General features: G+C 62.5%; 6 protein-coding genes. 5 read left to right on the forward strand and 1 reads right to left on the reverse strand.

Annotated elements, in window-relative coordinates; all coding sequences use genetic code 11:
* The first annotated feature begins 454 nt into the window (after window positions 1-454).
* The 3 genes from HS122_19245 to HS122_19255 all read left to right on the forward strand — a co-directional run bounded on the left by HS122_19245 (window position 455) and on the right by HS122_19255 (window position 13,006).
* The gene (locus HS122_19245) at window positions 455-10,702 is read left to right on the forward strand and encodes a hypothetical protein (GenBank protein ID MBE7540532.1); all 10,248 of its coding nucleotides are present in this window, start codon (window positions 455-457) and stop codon (window positions 10,700-10,702) included.
* A gap of 516 nt (window positions 10,703-11,218) precedes the next feature.
* Entirely contained in the window at window positions 11,219-11,716 is a 498-nt protein-coding gene (locus HS122_19250; GenBank protein ID MBE7540533.1) for a transposase, read from the forward strand.
* A gap of 216 nt (window positions 11,717-11,932) precedes the next feature.
* A complete protein-coding gene (locus HS122_19255) occupies window positions 11,933-13,006 on the forward strand; it encodes a hypothetical protein (protein MBE7540534.1) in 1,074 nt (357 codons plus the stop codon).
* Window positions 13,007-13,129: 123 nt separating this feature from the next.
* Here HS122_19255 and HS122_19260 read toward each other — a convergent pair whose 3' ends face one another.
* Window positions 13,130-13,801: a hypothetical protein gene (locus HS122_19260; protein MBE7540535.1), complete on the reverse strand. Its 672-nt coding sequence runs from the start codon at window positions 13,799-13,801 to the stop codon at window positions 13,130-13,132.
* Between the two features lie 76 nt (window positions 13,802-13,877).
* Between HS122_19260 and HS122_19265 the strand changes: the two genes are divergently transcribed.
* Entirely contained in the window at window positions 13,878-24,935 is an 11,058-nt protein-coding gene (locus HS122_19265; GenBank protein MBE7540536.1) for a hypothetical protein, read from the forward strand.
* Window positions 24,936-25,085: 150 nt separating this feature from the next.
* Entirely contained in the window at window positions 25,086-26,324 is a 1,239-nt protein-coding gene (locus HS122_19270; protein MBE7540537.1) for a cytochrome P450, read from the forward strand.
* The last annotated feature ends 31 nt before the right edge of the window (window positions 26,325-26,355 follow it).

The raw sequence follows: 26,355 nt of genomic DNA on the forward strand, positions 1-26,355 counted from the left end.
AAATAGCGGAGAGGTTTCATTCCCTTGGAGGGGCACGCTCCGTCGTGACCAGGGGACGAACGGCGCGTAACAGCGGCGAATAAATCGCCCATACCGCAAAATGAAAACAGGGACAGGCTATCACGATTTCCACGCCATCGGATGGCAATTAAAGCCAAATTTTCAGCCAATCAGAAACATTAACATCATTCTTTCGGACTAAAACCGCACCCGATTTTTACACAGAATTGCGCAAATTTTGGCTCAATTTTTTGGCATCGGGATTCGGCGAAACGGATGATGCATTTTTCCCGCCTCTGCACATCGGGATTTGAGAGGGAGAATTAGACATCAAATCATCCTTTAGGATGATAGTAATTTCCGGTGGCTTTCTGCTACTCTCTTTCCGCCTAAAAGTGATTAGCCGCCTCACGGCGGCGGGTTACTCCTTACGCAGTAGATAACCAAAAACAAAATGGCTAAACGCACAAAAAAAGCTAAAAACTCGCGTTCCAACCTTCGGGTTGAATCGCTCGAACAACGCCAGTTGCTCGCCAACGTTGTTGGCGGAGGCGTTGAGGTGTTGAGTGATTTCACTCACTCCAACGGCAACGTGTATGACCAGGTCCTCATGACCGGTCCGAGCGTTACCGTAACTCCCGACCCCGGTCAGATCGTCCGGGTGTCGTTCCTCGATCAGGGTGGCGACATCGTGCAGGCGGAATTCGCCGGCAGTGGCACGATGCACATCACGCTTGAGGACCTCAAACGTGCCGGCGATGCCGGTTACCTCAACCCCAATCCCGCCCAGAATCTGCCCGCGGGCGGATACGTGCAGGGCTTGGCCACCATCACCATCGACAAGTCCGAGCTTTCGACGAACCTGAATATTTTTGCGGCCGGCAAGCTGCAGAATCCCGGGTTCTTCAATGACCCGAACAAGAATGGCGGCAACGGACTCGCCGACATCGCCCGTATTATTCTTGTCGGCAACGAGAAGAACAATGCCGGCTTCACCAACATGGGCAGCATCATCGCGGGCAGCGCGGTGTTTTCGGCTGAGACGGGAGTCGTCGGTATCCGCGGTGAGAACGTTGCCGTTCAAGGCAAAGTCGTCATCGGCGACATCGATGCCAAGGGCTCCGGTGTTCCGACCCTGATGTTCAACTCGAACAGCCAGTTCCAGTACGTCAGCGTCCGCGGTGGCGATCTCCGCCAGTCGAACGGCACTTCGTTCGACAGCTTCGGTGGCGCCGCAGGAGGTCCTCCGGGCGGTTCACCGGGCAATGCTGTAAACCAGACCATCGCTGGCTTCAGCTTCTTCAACAGCACCGACGGCCAAGCCGCGAACTTGGACTTCCGTCCCGCGGTTCCAGTTAATGCCGCCGCCATCCGTCTCGCAGCCATTGAGCAGCAGACGCTGATGTCGGGCGACTGGACCTACGACTGGACCAATCCCCAGGCGGTCAAAGTCACCCAGAACGGCACGGATGTGTCGAAGTACTATGGTGGCGACTGGCTGGCGAAGGGTGGCATTCAGGCGAGTCTCGACTACGCCTTCGAGCGCCGCAGCTTCCTCGGTAATATCACCATCACCGGTGACCTGCCCGCTGGTTATGAAATGAATCTGGCGGACGCTCGTGCGAACGTCACGTTCAACAATAACTTCTACGGCAGTCTCATTGTTGACGGCTTCGGTGCCAGCATCGACGGCACTCTTGAGATCAAGGGCAACCTCGACGGCGCGGTTTCTGTCAATGGTCTTGATCGCGCCACCGTCATGGGGACAATTCGTGACGGACAGCAGAGCACGCTCAATGCCCTCCTGGTCGGCGGCAGCACCGGACCGTTCACGGATGTGCGCGCTGAGGACATCAATTCGGTCACCATCCGCAATAACTTCTCCGGCATCATCAGCACGGACGTTACCCGCGGCAATGCGTGGACTCCGTCGCAGCGCACCGTCGGTGGCGCCTACGTCGACGTCGAAGGCAAGATCGGCAATGTCTCGATCGGTTATGACGCCGCTGGCGCATCGACCGGTGGCTCGATTGTCAATGGCACGATCCAGGGCATGTCGGGCATCGGCAATGTCAAGGTCGGTGGCGATATCTGGGGCTCGCCCGTCAATCAGGCGGTCTTTGTCACCCAGAGCAACCCCGGCGCGGCTCCAAATGACGTTGGTCGTTACGGTTCTGCAAATATTGGAACCATCGATGTCCGCGGTGATGTCGACCTCGACGGAATCGACACCCGGCTCATCCAGATCGGTTTGATGGAAAATGGAGGTACAGGCAATGGTACCTACGGGAACATCACGGTTCAGGGTCTGACGACCACGAACACGGTTCCCGGTGCCAAGATCGGCACGGAAACGCAGCTCATCCCGGGCAGCGAATCCTTCGTGCGCATCCTCTCGCCGTTCACCGACAATGGTTTCGTCACCAATCCGGCGCTTGGCCAGAAGCTGGTCACGAACTATGATCCGGATGGCGTTTCCGGCCCGCTCGACGACACCTACTTCGTCACGGCCAACGACGTCAAGGCTGGTGCCCAGGTCTATGATCTGAACTCCAAGGCCATGGTCGCCGCCAAGGCCGGTGATCGCGTGCCCGCCCTCGCCGGCGGGGCGCCCATCATCGATTCCTTCGGCAACGTCCTCTACCGCCAGAACACGGCTCTGTTCGAAGGCAAGACCCAGGTGGTCGATGTCTTCGGACCCCCGACCGTCACGGTGGTCAGCGGCAACCGCGGCAACCTCGACGGTGTGTACAATAACTTCGGTTCGATCCTCATCGGCGGACTCCTCGGAGCCCAGCAGAAGACGACCGGCAAGATCAGCATCACCGACAATGTCGACATGACATTCGGCGGCGTGCTGATCAATGCATCCGGAGACAACAACCAGGCCGTCATCGGCACCGTTGGCACCATTGGTGAAATCACGATCAACAACACCGCCGGGGCCACAGCGGACCTCGTCGTTGGTGGTGTGATCGGATCACCGGCAGCCATCACCGCGACCAACAGCGGCACGTCCCATATCGGACTCGCGGGCTTCAACGCCACGGGCTTCGAAGATGTGGTGTTTGGCCCTGGCAATGGCGGCTACGCCTTCCACGTCACCGGCATCGACAAGGGTGTCAATGTGACGACGGTCACGGGCGTCGGTGACGGCACCGGCACCGGCACGGTGTCGCCTTCGGTCACCTTCAACTCATTGATCGCATTGGACAACGGCACGAGTGAAGCCGCGCAGAAAGCGCTGCTGAGCATCAACACCGGCGCTGTCAACTCGCAGATCATCTTTAACAACAACTCCGGCATTCTCGTTGATGATGGTGGCAACACCGGCCAAGGCTCGCAGATTGGCGACATCAACCTGAGTTCGGATTATGTCCGCTTCAGCGGACAGCTCACGGGCCGCGCGTTCGGCAACATCACCCTCGCGGGTGGTGCCGGAATCAATTCCGGATCGGACACGGCGGTCAACTTCAACGGCACGATCAACGCCTCTTCCATCGGAGCCATCACGGCCTCCGCCACATCGGGCGATGTCGTGTTCGCTCCGGCTGACATCAATGGCATCGGCACGAAGGGTTCGGTCAACGGTCTCACGCCCATGGCGTCGATTGGTTCGATCGTACTCAATACGGCCGGCGCCAACAATGGTGGCGACATCACGTTCGGCAATGGCGCTCTCTATGACGCCAATGTCGGCCCGATCACCATCACTGCCGGTCACAAGCTGTTCGTCAACGAGGCGGGCACGGTGGTCGACAATCCCGGCCATGTGACCATCAACTATGGCACGACGGGCAATATCGGCAACCTCAACGTCACCACCACGACGGGCAATATCAACAACGCCCTCGTGATCCAGGGAGACGCGGCCGACATCACCTACACCGCCGGTGCGGCCATTGTCGACAAGCTCGACAATGCGATCGGTGGTCCGGGTGTCATCGGCGACCTCGTTCGTGCGGGCAGCATCAATGCTGACCAGACGATCTGGGGCAAACGCGGTGTGACGACGTTCGAGACCTACGGCCAGAATGCGGACGGCTCCGTGAGGACGCTTCCCGAATTCACAGCTGGCGGCGTGACCTACAAGATCCTGCCCTCCGGCTCGATCGACGCCCGCCTGAATTACGCCGGCGGTTCCACCGCGACGGGTGATGCCTTCATCGCCAAGTCCGGTGCCGGCGGCATCAGCGTCGTGTACAATATCATTGGACACGATGACAACAACGACGGCGTCATGGCGATTTCCGAAATCGGCCATGGCGGCAATGTGAATGTCAGCAGCATTTCGGGTGACATCCGGTTCGCCGGTGGCACCATCTTGCCTGACTACACGCATGTTGCCACGCTGGGCAATGTCGCTCTGAAGACCGGCAGCTATGCTCAACCGAGCGGCCTGCTCACGGGTGCTGAAATCGGCAACATCGATCTCGGCTTCAATGCGCTGGACACCCTGCTCGCCAATGCACCTGGCGGCGGTGGCGTGCAGTCCACGGGAGGCTTCGAAGGCCACGTGGGCAACATCTCGGCCACCACCTCAGGAGGCAATATCGCGTTTGGCGGCCTCTTCGGAGCATTGCAGAACGTCGGCGGCAATCCAGCCGCTGACTTCGCCAACCCGGGGACCTCCCGCTTCGACGGCAACGTCGGCACGGTAACCCTGAGCGCAGGCTCTGTGGCTCACACCGGCGGTGTAGCCGTGGGTAACATATCGACCTCTGAGGACGGCGTAGTCTTCAAGGCCAACCATGGCCTCGTGAAGGCGAGCGTCGTCGATGTTGGCACCATCGATGTTGGATTCTTCTCAGATGGCTGGCGCATGCCGACCGGCAACAGCTACGAGTTCAATGCGGAGCAGGGTCCGATCGATGCGTTCGTTGGATCCACCTCCTATGACGCCAACAACAACGGTCTGATCACGGCCAATGAGTATGGTCGCGCAGGCGACATCGCGATCGTCAGCAAGGGTGGCAACGTCTCCCTTAACTTGGGCTCTCAGGCATATAGATCGAGCCTTGAGCAGTCGATGATCGGCAATGTCACGGTCAACAACCAGGCGTTCGTTGGCGTGAAGAACGGTGCCACCGATACCATTGGCACGGGTACGACCGCACTCGGCAGTGCAGTCGCCGGTGCAGCTGGCAACATCACGATCGCCGGCGTTGCTCAGGTCGGTGCCGTTGGCAACCTCGTTGCCAACACCAATACCGGTCTGATCACGCACAGCGGTGTCTTCGGCGACCTTGGCACCTCGACCTTCACGACAACGTCCTACTCGGACACTGACACGGATCCGAATTCCACGGCTGAAGCTCCGGTTCTGCTTGGAAGCGGCAATATCCAACTCGGTGGCGGCTTCGCAGTTGCAGAGGCCGCTGCTCTCATCGTCAACGGCAAACACGGCACCTCGACCTACACGGTTGCGGAAGACGGCACGATCATGGGCACCGCCTACTACGGCGGCGCTGCGGTCGGTGCATCGTCGCTGGTCACCAACTCGGTTCGTGGCAATACCAGCCTCTCGATCTGGGCGCAGGACTACGACGCCGACGGAAGCGGCAACATCACCGCCAGCGAATATGGCACGTTCGGCTCGAGCACACTCAAGACCACTTCCGGTGGCGATGTGACGCTCCAGCTTGGCACGGACCAGAACAACGCTGCGGTGCTTGCGAAGAACCTCGTCCCGCAGTTCACGTTCGGCGACGTCGGTGTCACGGTGGCTGATCGCTACACGAGCACCTCCGCCACGGCGGCGGACGTTCTCGCGGATGCGGCCAACATCACGATCACGGGTGTGGGCGCTGATGCCACCAACGCAGCCGCTTTCGGTCCCTACACGGGCAACCGCGGCAACGTCGGCAACATCACCGCGGGCACGGTCCAGGGCAACATCGTGCTGAACGGCACCTTCGGCGGTCTGGGCAATCAGAACCTGACGATCACCCGTTACCTCGACGATATCGGAGCCAACGACAAGACGTTCGCTGGCAATCTCACCTACAGCCCGACGGTTCTCGGCACGCATGGCACCGCCACGCTGCGCACGACGAACCTCGGTGCGACGGGCACGGGCACGATCACCGGCGGCGCCATCACCGGCGTCGCCACCTTCGGCGGTGCGGCGGCCAATGCGGTCTCCGTTGACGCCAAGACCGAGCGCGCCAACATCAACCTCGATGTCATCGCCCTCGGCTATGACATCAATGGCGACGGCAAGATCACCGACGGAAGCGCAAACAACGTTCCGGGTGACTTGGAATTCGCCAGCGTTGGCAACGTACTGGCGGAATCCACGTCCGCGGGTGACATCACCCTCGGCCTGGGCATCGCCACTGCGGATGGCTCGAAGATCGGTTCCAAGATCGGCAATGTCACGGCCGTTTCCGATGACGACATCTACAAGGTTGTCGCGAATGGGAAAGACACGGTGGTCGACGTCGGCAACGTTACGGTCAAGGGCAAGTCTCCTGCGACGAACTTCAGCGCAGGTTCGATCGGCACGATCGGCATCACCGTCAGTACCGGTGACGCCACGCTGACCGGCAACTTCGGCTCCATCGCCGGAGTGACGATCAACACCGGCACCTATACCGACGCTGACATTGGCGGCGGAAATCCGGGTGTGGCCTTCGCGGGTGACATCATCCTCGGCAATAACACTGCCGGAGACAATACCTTCGCGGACGTGACCGGTTTGACCACCTTGAACATCGCAGGCTCCACAGGCGCCTCGGCGTTTACGGTGTACGAAATGGGCACGATCATGGGTGAGGTCTTCAGTGCAGGCTCAGGTGTTGGCTCATGGACGCTGACCGCAGCCCGCGGTGGAGCAACCGCCGCAACGGCGACCGCCAACGGTGCCTCGGGCACCGCGATCGACGTCAACTTCGTCGCCGGCTTCGATGCCAACGACGGAGATGCGAGACCGGACACCGGCATTGACACCGGCTCCTTCGGCGACATCACCGCGACTTCGACGTTCGGTGATGTCATCATTGGTGTTGGCGGACGCACGTCCGGCTCCACGATTGGCAATGTCACGGTTTCGACGGGCTCATCCATCGTTGAAGTCGGCGGCGCGGACAAGTTCACCCACGGCAGTGCGGAAATCCAAGGTCTGTCCAGCTTCCCTACCGAGGGCACGGACAAGAAGTTTGGAACTGCCGATGACCTGCTCCTCTTCGCAGGTACGGTTGGAAATCTGTCGGCGACGACAGCCTACGGCAGTGCGAGCATCACTGGTGACTTCAATGCCACCGGAGCGATCAGCCTCACGGCCGGCGCGAAGGTTGACGTTGATACAAACACGGCGATTACCACCGAGGATCCCGTCGTCGCCTTCGCGGGTGACGTCTTCCTCGGCACGGGTGCAACCCCCGTCTACTTCGGTGGCAGCACCGGAGCGATCACGCTCAAGGCGGTTGACACGTCGGTTCTTGCAGCCGGCCTCGCTGGCAAGGCGGGAACTGTGGCCAACCTCGGCAACGCCTCGGCCAACGCGTTCTTTGCAGGCGCGGCAGGTACGTTCAATGCGACCACAGACCGCGGCACGATCGACGTCGATCTCGAACTCGGGTTCGACAAGGACAACGCTGATCTCGATGGCACTCGCTCGACGGGTGAAGACACCGGCACCATGGGCGCAGTCGCGCTGGCCAGCACGGATGGCAACATCCTGGCCACGCTCGACAGCACCACGACGGGCTCCACCTACGGCGCGGTTGTCATCACGACGGGCTCCACCATTACGGCGGTGTCCGGCGCTGACAACATCATCGCCCAGGGCAACATTACCATCGACGGCGACAACGATGCCGAAGGCAACGGTAACGTCGGCACCATCACCTCGCTCACGGCCACGGCTGCGACGGGCAACATCATGTTGTCCGGCATCCAGGGGAACGTGGGTCCGGTGACATTGACTACGGGTTCCAACATCGACATCGACTCCAATTCGTCGATTTCGGGTGAAGACCCGATTGTCAACGTCGCGGGTGACATCACCCTTGGTCTGACGGTCCGCCGCAATCACGGCCCGATCGTCGCGACAGCGGGTGACATCGCCACGGCCGGCCTCGCGGCTGGTCCGACCGGCGACATCACCGGCAACCTCACGTTCAATGGCACCCTCACGGGTGGCACGAACTCGTTCACGGCCACGACGCAGCAGGGCAACATCAACGTGGGCATTAACTCGCTAAAGTATCTTACGGTCGCGGGCGACACTGGCGTCACGGCCAACAATACCACCACGAACACGGACGACTACGTCGGTGCGGTTGGCGACATTGTTGCGACGAGCCTCTACGGCGACATCACGATTGGCCTCACGACCGACAGCGTTGCCAAGATTGCTGGTACAGACGCGATTCGCTTCGCATCGATCGGCAATGTCACGGCAACGACGGGTGCCAGCTACCTGCCCCAGGCGGGTCCGGCAAACGACGTTGAGCAGCTCCGCGGCGATATCTCCATCGGCGTTGGCAGCATCTCGAACGGTATCCTCGGCAATGTAACGGCCAACACGACCACGGGCAACATCGTCTTCGGTACGGGTGGCACGTTCAACAATGTCGTCGGCAATGTCACCCTCACGGCTGGCAGCTACACCGACACGACGTCGTACAAGGCCGGCAACATCACGTTCGGCGGCAGCTATGCCACGACCAACAACAATGCTGGCGACTTCGACACGACCCTTGGTGCGGTGACTCTCATCACCGGTGGTGCGATTGACAACGGCGGTGTTGGTGCTGCGGGCAACATTACCCTCGGCGTCAACTTCGGCGGTGCCTGGACGGACGCTGGAGTTGTCGGAACCATCGAAAGCGGTGAGCAGGCGCTCTTCACGGGCGGCGCGTTCAACGCGACGGTGACCGATGGCCAGATCGGCGGTGGCATCTCTGCTGCTCCTGGCTTCGGCGCCACCCTGCCGGTCACATCTCTCAAGTCCACCGGAGGTTCAACCTCCGCTGGAACGGGCGATGTGAACGTCGCTGGCACGGGCTCGTTCGCGAGCGTTGCTTCGTTCAACATCGAGACGGTCGACGGCGATGCGGTTTTCGGTGGTACCTGGGAAACCCCGGCGGTCACCTCGTTCAACGTCACGAGCGGCAAGGGTACGGCTGCCTTCGCGGGCCAGCTCATGCTCGACACGCCGAATGCGACGAACTTCAACTCGGTCAACGCCAAGGTCCAGGATCTCATGGTCTGGGCGAAGAACGGAGATGCGTCGATGGTCCCATTGGCGATCCTCGGTGCCAATACACTGAACCGCCCGAACCTGGGTGTCGCCGATGACAATCGTACGTTCGTCCTCGAGAACATCACGTTCAAGGCGGCGGGTACGGGTGGCATTGCGGGCACCTCAGCCATCCTGGGCCAGATCGGTGGCGCTGAAACCACCCGGATCACCAACCTCGTGTTCGACGTCCCGACCCTCACCGGTCTGACGACGCTCGACGGCACGGGTGCTGGCCCGGCGGTCCTCGCCCACGACATGACGAAGATCACGTTCAACGGCAATGCATCGCTCGCCGGCGGAACGGAGATCCTCGCTTCGGACGCCCTCACGAACCGCACGCGTATCGGCAATGTCGACTACACGGCGATCACGGTGGGTGCCGCGGCCAACAAGGGTGCCAACCTCGACATCATTGGAGAACTGATCTTCAATGGCTCCGTCGCGGGCAACGTCGCCACTTCGCTGATCACCGGCAACCGTGGTGAAATCGAGGCATCCTCGATCGGCAAGTTGACGATCAACGCTCCGGTCGACCCGACCACAACCGTCAAGTACACCGCCCAGAACCTCGACATCCTCACGAGCAATGCTCGTGGTGGTGTGGCTCAGGGCGAAGCGCTCCGGGTTTTGGGCAACTCGAGCCTCGACAGTCCGAACGCGATCACCGCGTTCTCGATTGGCGATGTTTCGATCACCCACAGCCTCCAGGGCAACTCGACGGGTTCGACGGTCTTTGCCGGCTCGAACGCCATCTCGGCGCTCGGCGGCATGGGCAACCTCACGATCAAGTCCACGCTCTCCGGCTCGGTGCAGGCTCCCCTGCTCACGCCGACCGGCGGCGCCTGGTTCTCCGTGGGTGACGGCGACGGTCTCGGCAACGCGACCGCCAAAGTCGACGCCAACGGTGACGGTACCCTCGTGGCCTACGCCGACGTCAACACGACGGCGGGTGTCGCGGGTGACAAGGTGTCCATTGGCGCGATCTCGATCGACGCTGGCAGCAGCTATGCTCCCCCGGCCGCTCAGAATCCGGACTTCGGCAACATCGGTGGCAGCAATGCTTCCGCGACGGATGGCCTCGTCATCCTCGCTGCGGCGATTGCTCCGGCCGCCGGTGACACCGCAGCCACGCGTGCTGCGGCCTACACCGAACTGTACGGCTACGTGGCCTCGGTTGAAATCAAGAACGCTGGCATCCGCCCGGATGCCGACGGTACTGACTTCACCGTGGCTGCTGGCGGCGCCTTCGCCGCCGGTGTGGCGGGTGGCAGCGGTGACGCCGGTGCGCTCATCGCGGTCGCCGGTGACACCAGCACGGCTGGCATTGGTGATGTGATCAACGATCTGAATCCTGCGCTCGTTCCGCTGACCGCTGGCAATGGCCGAATCCTCGGTCTCGCCGGTGTCTCCACGGCATACGACCAGGGTGACGTTGTTGTGTACGTCCTCTAACCGAACAGGCTTAAACGCCTAAAAGCTTCAGGGGCCGGTCCTCAGGGACCGGCCCCTTTTTTGTGCGCAGGAAAGCGGCTCTGGACGGAGACGCTCATCGGAAATTCCTGCCAGTCTTTCCCCAGCCTTGGAGGGGCACGCTCCGTCGTGACCTGGGAACGGGCGTGGAAAATCAGCGCCGGAATGGTTTCACGCGAAGACGCAAAGACGCAAAGACGCGAAGGCGCGAGGGCGCGGAGGAAAGGAAGTGGTGGAAGAGGGTCAGTGTGAGATTGAACCGGCGATGTGGCGCGACGCGTGTCCCCTGGGCATGACAAAGCATGCCCCTCCAGCGGAGGGGGAGCGTGCGTCCCAATGGAGGAGAAACGGGTGATGATTGTCGCTGGGCGAACGGGAAACCATTTGACCTTTCCCCCTGTCCTGGAGGGGCACGCTTTGTCGTGACCTGGGGACACCCCTGGTTTGGGGCTTCGCGTGCATCGCATGGGCCCGGGACGCGCGTTGTAGGGTTCGCCGATGAACTCGCTTCCGGACAAAAGCCGAAAACACCCACGTCACTTTCCAATCATTCCCTGGCAGGGCAATCGCCGGCACATCTACTTTGTCACGCTTTGCACCGACAAGAGGAAGGCGATCCTGGCCTTCCCTGACGTGCATGCCCTCTTTGACGACGTGATTCATACAACGGAGGGATGGTGGGTCAGCCAATACCTGATCATGCCGGACCACATTCACCTGTTTTGCCAACCCCATGGAGATTGTGTAATCGGGACGGACAAGGTGCGGAAGCCGTCCCTTTCAGCCTGGGTCAAGTGCGTGAAAGCAAGGGTCTCAATGCGCTGGCCTCGTCCGCAAGAGCAGCCGATATGGCAGCGGGATTTCTGGGATACGGAAATAAGAAGCGAGCGGTATTACCAGTCCCGCTGGAATTATGTCCGAGGCAATCCGGTGAGGAAGGGATTGGTCCAGAAGCCGGAAGACTGGCCGTATGTGGGTGCGTGCTTTCCGAGGTGAATTCCCCTGGGCATGAGCCGGCGTTGTGGCGCGGCGCGCGTCCCCTGGGCATGACAAAGCATGTCCCTCCAGCGGAGGGGGCGAACGCTCCAAACGCGAAAAACAAATTATATCGTGTCGGAAACATATTGCTTCCGACCCCTGAAGGGTGATATCGATCTCGCGTTCCTTAGTAATCAATCCCGCTGCATCAGCACATCGACCCCTTCAGGTGCCATGCGATCGGCAAACCGCCTTCTCGGCCGTTGCACATTCACCTCCGCCCTCCTGTGCGGAACGGTGTTCCCATGGCTGGCTGGCTGCGCTTCGTCCCCGAGCACGCCGAACACACCCGAGGCCGGCAAAGCCGGCGGTGTCGCTGCTGCGGAGCCTGAAGTCGAGAACGTGCTCGTCAGCCCGATCAAACCCCTCCCAGGCCCCAAACGCGTCGTCGCTGTCGGAAGATTCGATTGCATCGGCTCGTTTCGACAGAACTTCGGCGACTGGGACATCGGCGGTGGCATTTCGGCGATGCTGTCGACCGCGCTGAGCGAGTCCGAGCAATTCATCGTCGTCGAACGCTCCTACATTTCCCAAATCCTGAGCGAGCAGGAACTCAAGAACCAGCGGGTCGTGGCCGAAACCACCGGTCCGCAGATCGGCCAGCTCACGGGCGTTCAACTGCTGATCTACGGTGCCATCACGGAATTCGGCGCGGAGAACTCGGGCGGCGGCTTCAGCATCGGCATCGCCGGCCTCCCCTCCGGACTGAGGGCCGGCCTCGGCCCGCAGTTCACCAAGGGAAAGGTGGCCATGGATATCCGGATTGTGGATACAACCACCGGGCAGATTCTCTCGACCTACAAGGTGGCCGAAAAGCTCAAGGGAACCTCGTGGGACCTTTCCATTGGCAAGGACAAGATGACCATGGGGAACAACTTCTTCAAGAAGACCCCGCTAGGAGAAGCTTGCCGCCGCGCAATCACCCAGGCTGTGGTGCAGTTTGCAGCCAGCGCCGAGAAACGGCCCTGGCAGGGACGCATCGTCGACATCGAAGGCTCGGATTTTTCAATCAATGCCGGCGCTCGCGCTGGCATCAAGCAAGGGGACAGATTTCAGGTCTTTCGCACCGCCAAGGTCATCAAAGACCCCGATACCGGCCAGGTCCTCAGCAGAAAAGAGCAGCCCATAGGCACGATTGAGGTCCTCAAGGTGGAAGACTCCCTCGCAACGGGTCTGTATCTCGCGGATGCCGCCGGCGATGCCGCCTCCGCCACCATCGGCGATCTTGTGCGACCAGTCATGCCGTGAGCTGACCCGTCTGACCACCGCCATGTCGGCACTGACCCGCAGGATCCGTGGTGCCCTCAGCCTCCTCTTCCTCGCAGTGCTGGGCACGGCATTTGCGCAGCAGTTTCCCATCCAGCCCTGCGGCTACCGGCACGATCCCGCGCAGTATTGTCCCACCTGCGCGCTGCTAAAAAAATCCGGGGGAGGATCGACGAAAATCGCACCGACTCCGACGTCGCCGGCAACGATCACTCGGCCGTCGCCCACCCCCACCCCGGTGCCGACTCGCCAGCCGTCACCAACGCGCCTGCAGCCTCCGGTTGAGATCATCCCGACGACACCTCCAGTAGCCATTGCGCCCACCCCAAAACCCACCTCACCCCCGCCGACGCCTACCCCAACGCCAGTGCCGACACGGCTGCCGACAACCATTTCGGCACCTCCCATTGCCATCGCGCCGACCCCGGCACCCACCGCACCTCCACCCACCCCCAAGCCAACTCCCGCCCCCACCCAGCCACCCGTTGTTGTCGCACCTTCACCCATCGCGATAGCGCCCACGCCGCAGCCAACACCGCCCCCTCCAACACCCACGCCCACTCCAATACCCACCCCGACTCCCTCTCCTGTTCCCACCCCGAGTCCAACGCTCGCGCCTTCCCGTCCTCCGGTAGCCATTGTGGCAACCCCCGTTCCCACGGCACCCCTGCCGAGCCCGACCCGACCCCCACCGCCGTCCCCCACTCCAACCCCCCAGCCGACGGCGGCTCCCACCTCCCCGCCCGTGGTCGCCGTCACCGCCCCACCCGTCGTCATCGCGCCAACTCCCACCCCAACACCTCCACCGGATGTGGAATCACCGCCCGTAATACCCGCCCCCGGCGGAACTACAGTGGTCGTAACTCCAACTCCGGAAGTCCCCCTTGCCCCCTCTCCCACGGTCTCCCCGTCTCCCGATGCCACCCCAACCCCCAGCGTCACTCCCACGCCTTCCGCGCCCACAACACCTGAACTGACCTATCGCGATCCGATTCAAACGACACCGCGCGACAGGCCCGACCGGGACAAGGACTACTGGGTGGAAATTGCAGACGGGCTTCGCCGTGAATCAGTGGAACGCGCACGATCCAAGCTGGGCTACCAGATCAAGCAGGCGACCGGTGGATACGAGGATTTGATGGTCCAATCCTTCATCAACGAGCAGGCCGCACAGTTCGATGCCGAGCAGGGCAAGATCAAGGACCAAGCGCGCAAGCTCGGCGGCGGACTGTCCATCGCCGCCTACACCGTGGTTGTTCCCAAGGGTCCCTGTCCCGAACCCCCCTTGTCCGACACGGAAGTCGGTGAACTCCTGAAGAAGTCGAGCGATGCGATCAGCCGCATGCAGGAGTCGCTCGCAGCGCGCAAGACCGCGCTCGCCGGCACGGCCGAGATGCTTTCCCGCTCGCAAGGGCTCGCCAGTGCAGGAGAAACGATGCTCGGAAAATTTGGCTATTCCGAGCACGTGGCGCAGGCAGGCGTTTTCGGCATCGCCCTGGAGGAAGGCCGGATCTGCGGCCGCGGAGGCCCACCCCAGGGTGGGGACTCGCAACCTACGCCCACGCCGACACCTACACCGACTCCCACAACATCGCCCACACCGAGTGTTCGGCCGCGTCCGACTCCCACCCTGCGTCCGCGGCCCACTCCAACGCCAAAAAAGCGGCCCACGCCGACCCCCACTCCCAAACCCACGCCCACGAAGAAGCCGAAACCGCCCACGCCAACCCCCCGGCCGTTTTTCGACGATCCGTGTGCGGACGCCCTGAAAAGCATGGGCGTGGATCCCGCGACTGCAGCCGTCAAACGCAACCTGGACCGCCTCTCGGAGGACACTTACAATACAGCCGCGGCCGATTTGATGCCGGGGGATTTCAGCGGACGTCAACTGGGGCACAGCATCAGCAATCTTGCGCAGATCAACACCGGCCGGTCCGCCATCCTCGAACATGAGTCCGGTTTGAGCGCAGTGAGCGAAGCGGTGCAGTCGCGGATCAAGGTCGTCGACGCCACGCTCGCGGCACCCGAGGAAACCTACGCCGACCTCGTATTCACGGCATCAAACAATGCCGGAACAGTGCCCGTCCACCCACTGCTGACCGAAGGCGACACCGTCGTCGCGAGCAGGATATTCCAATCCCTGCGCACGCAGTCCGTCCGTGCGAGCGTCAACGAAGCCGCGATAGCGATCGGTGAAAACTCGCCGCGTGCGAACGAGCTCGCCATGCGAGCGCTCAAGGAACTCACCGGTGTTGCGGAAGCGGAGAACAAGGGAGCAATTGCCCATGCGATCCAGGCAAAGGATGTCGCGGATGCCCGGTCCATCGTGCAGCGCACACGCGGCGCACTGCCTTTGCTCGACAGACTTGGCGACTTGAATGCCAAGGCCGCCCGTGTGGTTTCGCCCGAGGCGGCCGATGGCGTGGCGGCCCAGGTTCTCTATGCGGAAATCGTGGGCCGCGACGCCCTGCTTGCCGCGCGAAGCATTCAGGAGGGCACGGTAAACGCCCCGGCCGGCTTTGAACGCGTCGGTCCTGATTCCATTCAAAAACTGGTGACGCTCGCTGACGATCATTCGATCGTGGAGGTGCAGCCGAGCGCATCCCGGCTGACGCCTCAGCGCCTGGAGCTGCATCGACGGCAGGTGGAGCTCGCCAAGTCCGCCACCGGCGAAATTGCCGTAGCCGCCACGCTGTCGCAGGGAGCCCCGGAAGTCGCCCACGCCGACGCTGAATTGGAGGGCTCCGCGCTGGCGGTCAACGCACTGCTCCAGCGCGCCTCGGATCCCATCATGCGCTCCATTGGCGCGCAGGCTCCCGTTCTTGCGCGCACCAGTGCTCTGCTCAAGGGCCGTATCGCAGCGGCGGATTCCGGCGCAGTGCCATCCGATCCCGCTGCGCGTGCCGCCGCCGCGCAGGATCTGGCGGCCACCGACAAGGCGCTGACGGAAAGCCTCGCGCGCCTGCAGCCGATGGCCGTCAAGATCTCCGGACTCGATCAGGGCCTGAAGGATTTTGCCTCTGCACGCGACCAGCTCGAAAGCCGGATCGTTTCGCTCGCCGGGAAACGCAATGACAGCGTGGAAATCAGAAACATCATCGAGAATGCGGACCGCACCCAGCTTGCCGCAGCCCGCACCGCCGCCATCGATCTGGGCATATCGCCGGGATTGTCACTCGGAGCTGCGCTCGCGCGCCGAGCCGTTGTTTCCGCGCCGGATGGATCCTTGCCGACAGGACCGCAACCGACCTTCGTTCCTCCCCCTCCACCCGGAGCTTCGAGTGCCGAACGGGATGCCTACGTCAATATCACCGACGCGCAGAGTGCCCTGATGATGCGCCAGACAATCACCGGAGCCACAGTACGCCCGCCGGCGGCTTCGGCTGCTCCAGCCCCGGCGCCGACTTCGGCGCCCGCGATGAACGAGACTTCCGAACTTGTGCAGTCCATCCGCGAACGCGTGGGAGCCTACGGCTGGGCCCAGGATTTCAAGGATGAACGCGAACTTCAGCAGTTCGCCCAAAGCCGCGTCGGCGGACTCGGCATCGTTCACCTCAAGAGCGACCTGGAGAAACCGGAGTATGTCGCGGAACAGTTCAAGGCGCGCGTTGGCGGACTCGGATGGACGCACACGTTCAAGGATGAGGACGAGCTTCAGCAGTTCGCCCAGAGCCGCGTCGGCCAGTTCGGCATCGTGCACAAGCGAAGCGATCTCCAGGACCCCGCCTACCTGCAGCAGTTGTTCAAGTCGCGCATTGGCGGCATGGGATGGAGCCACACCTTCAAGGATCTCGACGAGTACAAGGCGTTCCTCGAAAGCCGGCTGGGCGGCTTTGGGCGGGTGACAACCTGCCTCGACCTGCAGCGCCGGGGGGTGCCGCCGGCGACGGCTCGCGCGATTCTGGATGAGGCGGCGAGTCGTTCAAAGGTCAACTGGGAGACCGACGCCCAGTACCAGGAGCGCATGCTGCGCGATCGCAGTGATCTCTTCGCTCGCGATGCGGACGGCAACTTCCATCAGAAGACCTACGCGGAGCAGCAGAAGGAAAAGCGTGAGCAGATGCTTGCATCCGGAGAATGGATACAGGATTCGCGGACCGGAAATCTCGTGCGACGCAATTCCAAGGCCGGCGCGCAGGTGATGGATTCGATGCTCGACGCCAAACCGCGCACCGTGCGCGTAAAACTGGCGGACGGGCGCTGGATGGAGTTTCCCGTCGACGGATTCACGAGCCTGCAATCCTCCCTCGATGACGCCCTCAGCGGAATGAATCTGCGCCGCACGGCAGGCGGCGACTGGGTGGACGCCAACGGCAATGTGGTCCTGGCCGGAGAGACGGCCCGCAAGTACGATGCGGACTATCGCGAGGCCATGGACCGGCGCGCCCCCGGCTTTTCGGGCCTGCTCACCTACCGACGCGAACAGGAGCGCCCGGGCATCCCGCCGCCTCCGCCGAAGGAGCAATTCCGTGAACTGCAGGACAACCTGCTCGGCAATTTCGGTTACACGGTCCGCGACTTTTCCCTCAATGACCTGGACCTCGATCTCGAGGTCAGGCCCGGTGAATCAATTGAGGAGGCGCTGCGGCGCACCCTTGCCGGGAATGAGCGGTTCAGTTTCAATGCCAATGGCGACATCATCGACCGCCGTACGGGAAAACCCGCACGCACCGCAGGGGATCTCGCCGAAGTCGACGACAGGTTCCGCGACAAGGTCGCCTCCGCCGTCTTCGGAGAGGACTACAAGGGAGTCAGCCGCGAAACACTTTATCTTGCGCAGAACGGCACTCCCAGCCAGCGCGCGCAGGCGCAGGCCATCATTGCACAGACGACCGGACAACTGGCTCAGTTGAACCAGGTCACGTCCGCGCAGCAGCAGTTGATCAACGAACTCGCTGCGCTTGATGACGACCCGGGTCTCACCGCGTCGGAACGCCGCAGTCGCCAGCGGGAGATCCAGAAGCAGCTCGACCAGCTCGCCATCACGCGCTCAACCCTCGAGAACTCCATTATCGACGGCATGCGCGCGGCCAACCGCTCGGCGAGCCAGGTTGTCGACAAGGAGCTATCCTACACCGAACGCACAGCCCTCGCCTCCGCTGACAAGGTGAAGTCGCTCGCGACGTCGATCGATGCCATCCGCGATCAACTCCAGAGCGACCTCTCCCCCACCGAGCGCCGAAATCTCGAACGCCAGCTCCGCGAAAGGGAAACCGAGCTGTTCAATGAATCGCGCTCCTTCCGCGATCTTTCCTCCCGGCTTTCCGCGGGCTCGGCTGTCTCCCAGCTCGCACCCGAGGTCAATCTGGCGGCGTACGGCATAACGAATGCCACGGTCGCCGATGTGCGCGAAGCCCGCGCGTCCGCGGCCGCCGTTCGTTACGAAACGGTGGATGGCAAGGTGCGCGCTTTCTATGTCGGCAATGACGGCCGCGCGCTGGTTGATCCCCACGGCAGGACGCTGTACGTTTCCGAGCAGGAGGCCAAAGGATTCGAGAAGGCCCAGCTCAACGACCTTGCGACCCATCTGGACGACCTGCAGCGGGACCAGGACGCCTATCGGAAATGGATGACGACGATCGGCGAGCTGCAGGAGCGCCTCGCCGCGGCGGGATCCTCCGCCACCCGGAAGGAACTCCAGCGCCAGCTTGATTTCGCCCAGCAGCGCGCCGGCGACATCGCCGGCCGCATCAACGCCTATGCGGACAAGTTCAACAGTTATGTCGGCGAGGATGAGGATCGCAGGAAGACGGTGCTCGAAACGGCCGCCGCACTCGCCATGGAGCGCGAGAAGGCCAAGGAAGCGCTGAAGAACGGCGCCTCGACCATCGAGGTGCTTGATGCGGAGGGTCGGTGGGTGAAGTACGAGAATCCGGAGATGCGCCGGCTGCGCGAGGAAAGGGAGGCGCGCCTAGCCGCCGCCGGTGTCAGCGACCCCGCCCTGCTTGCAGCCGCGCGCGATGCGGCTGCGCCGCAATCCGCTCCGCCAGCATCCGCGCCCGACCCTGCCCGCGAGGCGGAGTTGAAGTCCGCGCAGGCGCGCCAGGGCATGCTCACGGCCGACTACGAGGCGCACGCGCGCGGCCTGCTGGCTTCGGAGGAGGCCTATGCCAGGGCGGAAAACGATCTCCGGCTCGCGCGTTCCGCGGCCTTCGGCAAACAGGACCCCGCGCTTGCGCAGACCCTTGCCCAGGCGGAACGGGCGTTTGCGGAGGCCTCGGCAAACCGCGACCGCCTGCGCATGGAAACCGCGACGGCAGCCGCCATCGCGGGCAGCAACGATCCCGCGCTCGCCGATCGCTTCAACCAGCTCACAGCCGCCATCGATCAGGCCAAGGCGAATGTTCAGATGCTTGCCAAGGCGGCGGACTCCCTCTGGTCGACGATGCTCACAAACCCCGGTTTGCCACCCGCGGTCCGCTCCGCGCTCGAATCCCAGTTGATAGCCGTCGAGGCCGCCAAGAAGGCCGCCATCGATCAGGCTCTGATTCAGGCCGCAACGCTCGCGGCGGCGCGTGACAACGCGGCCTTCACGGCGACGACGGCGGCCTACAACACGGAGAGACTCACCGAGCTGCAGCGGCGCGTCGCCGACTCCGGTCGACCGGCAAAGGATGTGCTCTCCTCCCTGGAGCTTGCGGAGCTGGAACGACGCACGGCCATTTCCTCCTATTTCAACGAGGTCGGCAGCGCGCAGGCCCACCTGCAGCGCCTGGGCGCCCTGACCGAACGCGCACGCAAGGACCCGGCCAGTCTTTCCATCGCGGAGAAGGTCGAGCTCGACCAGGGACTCTCGGAAAAGGAAATGCGCCTGCTGGTCGGCGATACTCAGCGGCGCGGCTTGCTGGAATCCACGTCGCAGGCCACGGATCCGGTGCAGGCCGAGGCGTTGCGCTCCCTCATCGGCAAGTGGATGACCGATCCTGCGGGTGCTCGAAACGGCACGCTCCTGTTCAACCAGAGCGATACCTCCGGGCTCGTCACAGCATTGGGTTTTCTCGACCGAACGGACATCTATCAGTCGGCGCGCAACGAGGCGGAGGCCCGCATCCAAACACGGAAGGCCGAACTCGATGCTGCCCGTGCGGAATTCAAGAGGGATCCGTCATCGATCAATGCACGCATTGTCGATCTGAGCCTGCAGGCGGTCGCCTCGGCGGAACGCCTGCTTTCGGATGCCGATTTCGCCCTCAGGAAGGCCCGGGAAGCCGCGCCGGCATCGCGCGTTCCATCGGCGTTCTCCACGCTTCAGCCAGCCGAAACCTACCTCGATATTGTCAACCGCCGCCCGGCGGCCGCGGTGGCAAATGCTCCAGCATCGAGCGACAATTTCTTCAAGGCGCGCCTCGATTATGCCCAGGGCGTCGGAAAGATTCAGGACATCCAAAACGGCTACGATGCGAATCGCGCCGCGATAGAACAGGACCTGCTCAAGCGAAACACGGAGATTGGCGGGCTGCGGGGTCAGTACTACGCCTTCGAGAAGCGGCTGAACGAGGAGAGCCTGGATGCGTCGACCCGGAGCTTCATCGAGAAACGCATGCAGGAGCTCGACACCCAGATCGGCGCGCGCGATCTCGGCATCCGGGCGCAGCAGACCCAGCTGCGCCAACTGGAGAATGAACGCGAAACGGCCCTGGCGACCGTGCTGCGAACGCTTCCGAAGCAATGGGACATGGATCCCGCCGCGCGGGCTCGGGAGGAATTGTCGCGCTTCACGACCCTTTACGAAACCAACGCTGAACTTGAACAGTTGCGCGCGGGGCACGCCGCCAAGCTCGGTCAGTTCGACCAGCGCATTCGAAACTATGAAAGCGAACTGGCTCGCGCGCAATCCGGCGGGGACGCCTCCCGGATTGCCTCCCTGCAGCAGGCACTCGGCGATGCGCGCAGGCAGCGCTCCGATTACGCCACGATCATGGAGAACAGTGCCAGGACGTTTGAAACCGCGCGCGACGACCTGATCGCCCGCAACCGCGCTGACAAGATAGGACCATCCAGCAATTCCGATCTGGACAAATTTCTGGTCGGTATGGGCATCGATCCCAATGCCGCCTACGCCGTCAACGCCGAGCTTCTCGCCGCACAGCGCGCCAGCGCCGATCGCGCTGTCAATGCAGGCGTGCGCGCCAATGTGTCGAAGGGTGATCCTTCGCTCGCCAGTCTCTTCCTGGATGAAGCGATCGCGAACGCGACTCCCACCAACCTGGCCTATGGCTTCGCCGGAACCGTGAGCGGCGTTGGCAAGGGCGTCGTGAGCCTGGTCGCTTCCGTGCCGGACCTCGTGGAAATGGCGGGGAAAGGCATTTACCTCGCTGACAGAACTGTAGTCGAAGCCGTGGCAGCGTACGGCGACATCCTGGGCGAGGCGATCACGGGTCGCGATCTGGGCCTGCTTGACACTGTCGGAACCAAGAGCCTCGATGGAATCAACCGCGGCATCAGCGCGGTCAGGAACACATCCGTGAGCGACATAAGTCGGACAGCCGGCGCCATAAGTTCCGCGGTGGTCGACCAGGCGCTGAAACGGCTCCAGCGCGATGACAATCTCGCCTTCAACTCGGCCGAGCTGGCGAGTCAGGTGGCGTTTGAAATCGGCATCGGTTTCGTCGATCCCGCCGCTTCGGTGCCGCGACTGGCCCAGCTCGCAGAGGCCGCGCGGGCGACTTCGTTGGGCGAAAAGACAGCGGCACTGGCATCGGCCATTGCGAACTCCAGAGCTGTCGAGGCGACCGTTGCCGTCGTGACCAACTTCCGCGGAGCCGAGACCCTGGGCAACGCCGCACTCGGCGCAATCTCCACGGCGGGCAAGGTTCTGGACGAGGCATCTGCGCTTCGAGCCTCGCTCAATGCCAGTGAACTCGGGCGGCGCATCAACTCCTCCGGAGCCGGGGTGCTTTTCGACAACATCGTCAACCTCACGCGCGCGGAAGCCAATCTCGCCGACGACATCAGCCACAAACTCAATCTCGCGGATTCTCTGATCAGCAAGGCGGGGCAGGCCACACCCGAAAAAGCGTCCGAGTTGCTCGAAAGCGCCCGGCTGCTTCGTGAGCAGGCGCTGACAACGCTCAGCAAGACGGAGACCAGCAATGCCGTGGTCAACCACGTCAACCTGACGCACGATCTTCTTCGGGTTGAAAACTCCCTTGCAGATTCAGCCAGGCTCGAGGCGGCCGTGCTGGCGGGCGGCGTGCGTGCGACTCCGGAGGGGCTGGCCGCCGCACGCACGGCCATTGCCGATGTCCGCAGCGGCAATGCGGGCACACCAAGCGCGCTGGACGTCACGCGCCCAGCGGTCACTTACGGTCCGCCATCTCCCCTGGATGACGTGATGAGACAGGCCGCGGCCAAGGGAGTCACGCCCGAGGTTGCCCAGAGGCTGGTTGCCACGGAGGCGGAGATGCTGGGAACGCTTCGCGGAAACGTCGGACGCGAGATCGCCCAGGTTGAGCAGCAGATCGCCACGCATGGAGCGGATGCCCCCGCCGTGCTGAATGAACGGCTCGCCGAGCTCAACGCCCAGGCCGCGCGACTTCAGCGCGATGAGAACGTGCTTCGGGCAATCGCCAACACGGATGATCCGGCCCTCCGGGCCCGGGCGATCGCGGATATTTCTGCGGGAACTTCGGAGTACCGCGGTGGAAAACTTGTGGCGACGCCGGTCGATCAGGCTGCGAAAAGCACGAACGCGATTCTGGGCTGGTCGGAAGCCAGGAGTCGTTCGCCTGAGCTTGGGGAGCTCCAGCAACTCGTGATTGAAGGGAAAACGCCGTCAGCGGACCTGGTGATGAATCTGAAGACCGATCCGCGTGCCATGCGTGCGCTGAAGAATGCACCGGAATCGGTTCGCGTGGCCTTCAACAGCGTCGAGGAAAGCATCTACAAGGTGCACGACGATGCGGTCGTCGAACAGATCAAGCGTCTGCAGACACTCGACCAGCGCCTCGATCCCGCCGCACCCGGCGGCATCCGATCGACCCTTCCCGAGGGAGCCGCCGCCCGCCCCGCGCCCTGGGTGGGCAAGGAAATCAAGGTGCAGGATTTTCGCACGCCGGGCGCGCCACCGGGATCGGTGAACACCGACCGCGATTATCGCGTGATCTACAAGGTTGCCGACACCGCCGACGGAAAAGGGGAATGGATCGAGATTCCCAGAAAGCACTGGGCCGAGTTTTCCCATGAGAAATTTGCCGAGGTCAGCGGCTTTACGCCGGAGAAGCTGCGGGGCATGGCCGCAGCCGAGGACCTCGCCGCGTGGAATTCCTGGGATCCGGCCCGGCACGACGGGCTTTCGCTTGAGCATGCCATGAAGGAAAAGTGGGCCGAGCTCCATCAACAGCTTGCCACCGACAGGCCGCATCCGGAGGCCAGTGCGGACTTCTCGGACCAGATTCGAGACGCGGCGGGGAACCTGCGCCAGCTCGAGACGCCCAACATTGTGGCGGTGCAGCAGGGGCGCACGACGCTTCTCGACGCGCAGCGCCTGGGCATGATGTACAATGAAAAGGCCGATGCATTTCTCCGCCTCCCCAGTGCGCGTTATGCCGAGGGCGACAAACTCGAGGCCTCGGCGCAGATGAACAAGGCGATCGAGATGCTGGGCGCGGTCCGCAACGGCTACACCCAGCAGGGCATCGATGTCGGCAAGCTTTCAGATCGCATGGAGAAAGCCTCGGCGTTGCTGAAGTCTCTCGCGCCCTTCGACCACAGCGTACCTCCGGAGCGCATACTGGCCGTGGAGAAAGCGCTGGCGGAACTGAATTTTGGCACGTCGGAGAAGAACTCCATAAACGCCTTCAAGGAGGCCCTCGACAGCCAGTTCCATGCCCTCGGCATGGCGGCGGACACGCGTGTGTCGCGCGGTGTGCTGAAACCCAAGGAGATACTCCCGCCCGCCGTCGAGGCTCCGCGTCCGGCAGCGGTTCCCGCCGGCTCACCGCTGGCGCGAGGACCGCCGTCTGCGGCATCGGGTGGAGTCGCTGCGGATGGCACGGTGATTCTGGGAGCACCCGACCTTCCCCACCATTATGCGCCCGCCCTGCTCGAGCATCCGGAGGCCACCCTCCCGTACCTGCAGCGCGCTCCCGACGACACGGGTATTTACAACAAGATTTTTGACAAGGAGATCGGTGAAAGCATCAACCTCAAGGATCCCGGCAACTACAAGCTTGGCGACCTCGGCAACAATCAGGTCCACGACCTGGGGAAGTTCCTCGGTGAAGGCGCATTCTCCCGCGTGTATGAACTCCGGTCACCCGACTACAGTGATGCGGTCATCAAGTTCCGGCTCAGGGGGGAGGAAGCGACAAGTGCTCCAGACATGATCGCCGACGCGGCCCTGGCTAGCGACCGTCTTGAGCGGGCGGGCATTCCGCAACTCAAGGTCCTCGCCACGGAAACGGAGGGCAACTACCCGTATGCCATCGTTGAAAAGCTGCCCAAGGACGCGGAGATGTTCGACCACACGCTGACTGCGACCGCTGAGGGGCGGGCCAAGGTCAACTTCACCGCGGATCACGAACGGGCTGTCGTGAAGCTCTACGACGATCTGGCGAACAAGGGACTGATCGCGCGCGATCTCAAGATCGACAACCTCTACTTCTTCAAGAAGGACGGCCAGGTGACGGCTGGCATCCTGGATCACGACTTCATCGTGCCATTCGAGAATGCGAAGCAAACCGATTGGTTTGAGGTAGGCATGCTGGCGCCGGGCCTTCTGAACATTTCAAGCGTCAATGGAAAGCCGAGTTTCAACACGGCTCACCAGTTCATGAGCTACATGCTGGAGTCCCGAGGATGGATTTCCCCTCCCACGACGGCGGGAGGAGCCTACAGCAGCAGCCGCCTGAACATCGAATTGCTCAAGGGCACTCCCTTTGAATCCTTCGTCCTGCCACCGAAGGGCTGAGAACCGAACAGCCAACCCCCTGGAGGGGCACGCTCCGTCGTGACCTGGGGACGTGCGTCGCAAGACACCGCCGGACCAATTCACACGCGATCTGCGACCAGCGGAATGCTTTGAACTTTCCGCGGCGTCCGATCATCGATTGTCCCCCGCATGAAGCCTTCCTCAAGCCCGGACCCCGAACTCGACCGACTCCTTGTCTCGGACGCGATCATGGTGGATCCGTATCCCATCTATCGCCGTCTCCGCGAAACGGCCCCGGTTTTCTGGAGCGACTCCTGGAATGCCTGGGTCGTGAGCCGGTACGATGACGTGGGGGAGTCGCTGCGCGACAAGGACAACCTCTCGAATGAAAACCGCCAGGGGCTCCTCTTCAGCGGGCTCTCCGCGGACGAACGCGAGAAACTCGCCCCGCTTCGCCACTATTTCGCCCAAAAGGATGTGATCGGGTCGGATCCCCCCGACCACACCCGCATGCGCGCCCTCGTCCAAAAGGCATTCACGCCAAAGACGATCGCCTCGCTGGAGTCGCGCATACGCAAGCTCGCTGAAACCCTGGTCGGCGAAGCCTGCCGGAAGGAGCGCCCGTTCGATTTTGTCCACGAGGTCGCGCATCCGCTGCCCGTCATCCTGATCGCCGAACTGCTCGGTGCTCCGGTGGAGGATCGCTCCCTGTTCAAGCGGTGGTCCGCCGAAATCCTGGCGTTTCAGGGCACCGGCGTGACCCGGTTCGGACCGGCGATGGTCTCACAGACCGCCCTGATGGAACTGTTCGCTTACATGAACCGCCTCATCGACGAGCGCAGGGCCCGGCCGCAGGACGATCTCATCACCGTGCTCGCACTCGCGGAGGAGAACGGCCGCGGATTCAGTCGCGACGAACTGCTCGCAACCTGCAACACCCTGCTCACCGCCGGTCACGAGACGACTACAAATCTCCTCGGCAATCTCGTTCACCTGCTTCTCTCCCATTCCGAACAGTGGTCCGCCTTGAAGAAAAATCCGGCGCTGATCGGGCCGGCCATCGATGAAGCACTCCGTTTCGAGGCACCCAAACAACGAAACTTCCGTCGCGTAAAGAAGGCGCACGTGTTTGCGGGGGTTCCGTTTGGTGAAAATGAAATGGTTTTCCAACTGATCGGTTCCGCCAACCGCGATCCGGCCCGGATCGATTCGCCGGATGTCTTCAACATCCATCGACCCAAGATCGATCATTTCTCCTTTGGATCAGGCATTCATTTCTGCCTGGGTGCGCCGCTCGCCAAATTGGAAGCGCGCGTAGTCCTCGAAACCGTCATAGCCCACTGCCCTGATGTGCAATTGACGCCGGGCGGCCTCCAATGGCAGGAACGCGTGCAGTTTCGCGGACCGAAAAGCCTGATGCTCGCCTGACACACGAGCACCGTCAGTTCTCAACTCGCCC

This window comes from Opitutaceae bacterium, from assembly GCA_015075305.1.
GTDB lineage: Bacteria > Verrucomicrobiota > Verrucomicrobiia > Opitutales > Opitutaceae > UBA6669.

What these genes read in the sequence shown, in the direction of transcription:
- HS122_19250 (MBE7540533.1), top strand. Translation starts at nt 11,219, where the DNA reads ATGAACTCGCTTCCGGACAAAAGCCGAAAACACCCACGTCACTTTCCA.
- HS122_19255 (MBE7540534.1), top strand. Translation starts at nt 11,933, where the DNA reads ATGCGATCGGCAAACCGCCTTCTCGGCCGTTGCACATTCACCTCCGCC.
- HS122_19260 (MBE7540535.1), bottom strand. Translation starts at nt 13,801, where the DNA reads ATGACGACGGGTGGGGCGGTGACGGCGACCACGGGCGGGGAGGTGGGA.
- HS122_19270 (MBE7540537.1), top strand. Translation starts at nt 25,086, where the DNA reads ATGAAGCCTTCCTCAAGCCCGGACCCCGAACTCGACCGACTCCTTGTC.
- HS122_19245 (MBE7540532.1), top strand. Translation starts at nt 455, where the DNA reads ATGGCTAAACGCACAAAAAAAGCTAAAAACTCGCGTTCCAACCTTCGG.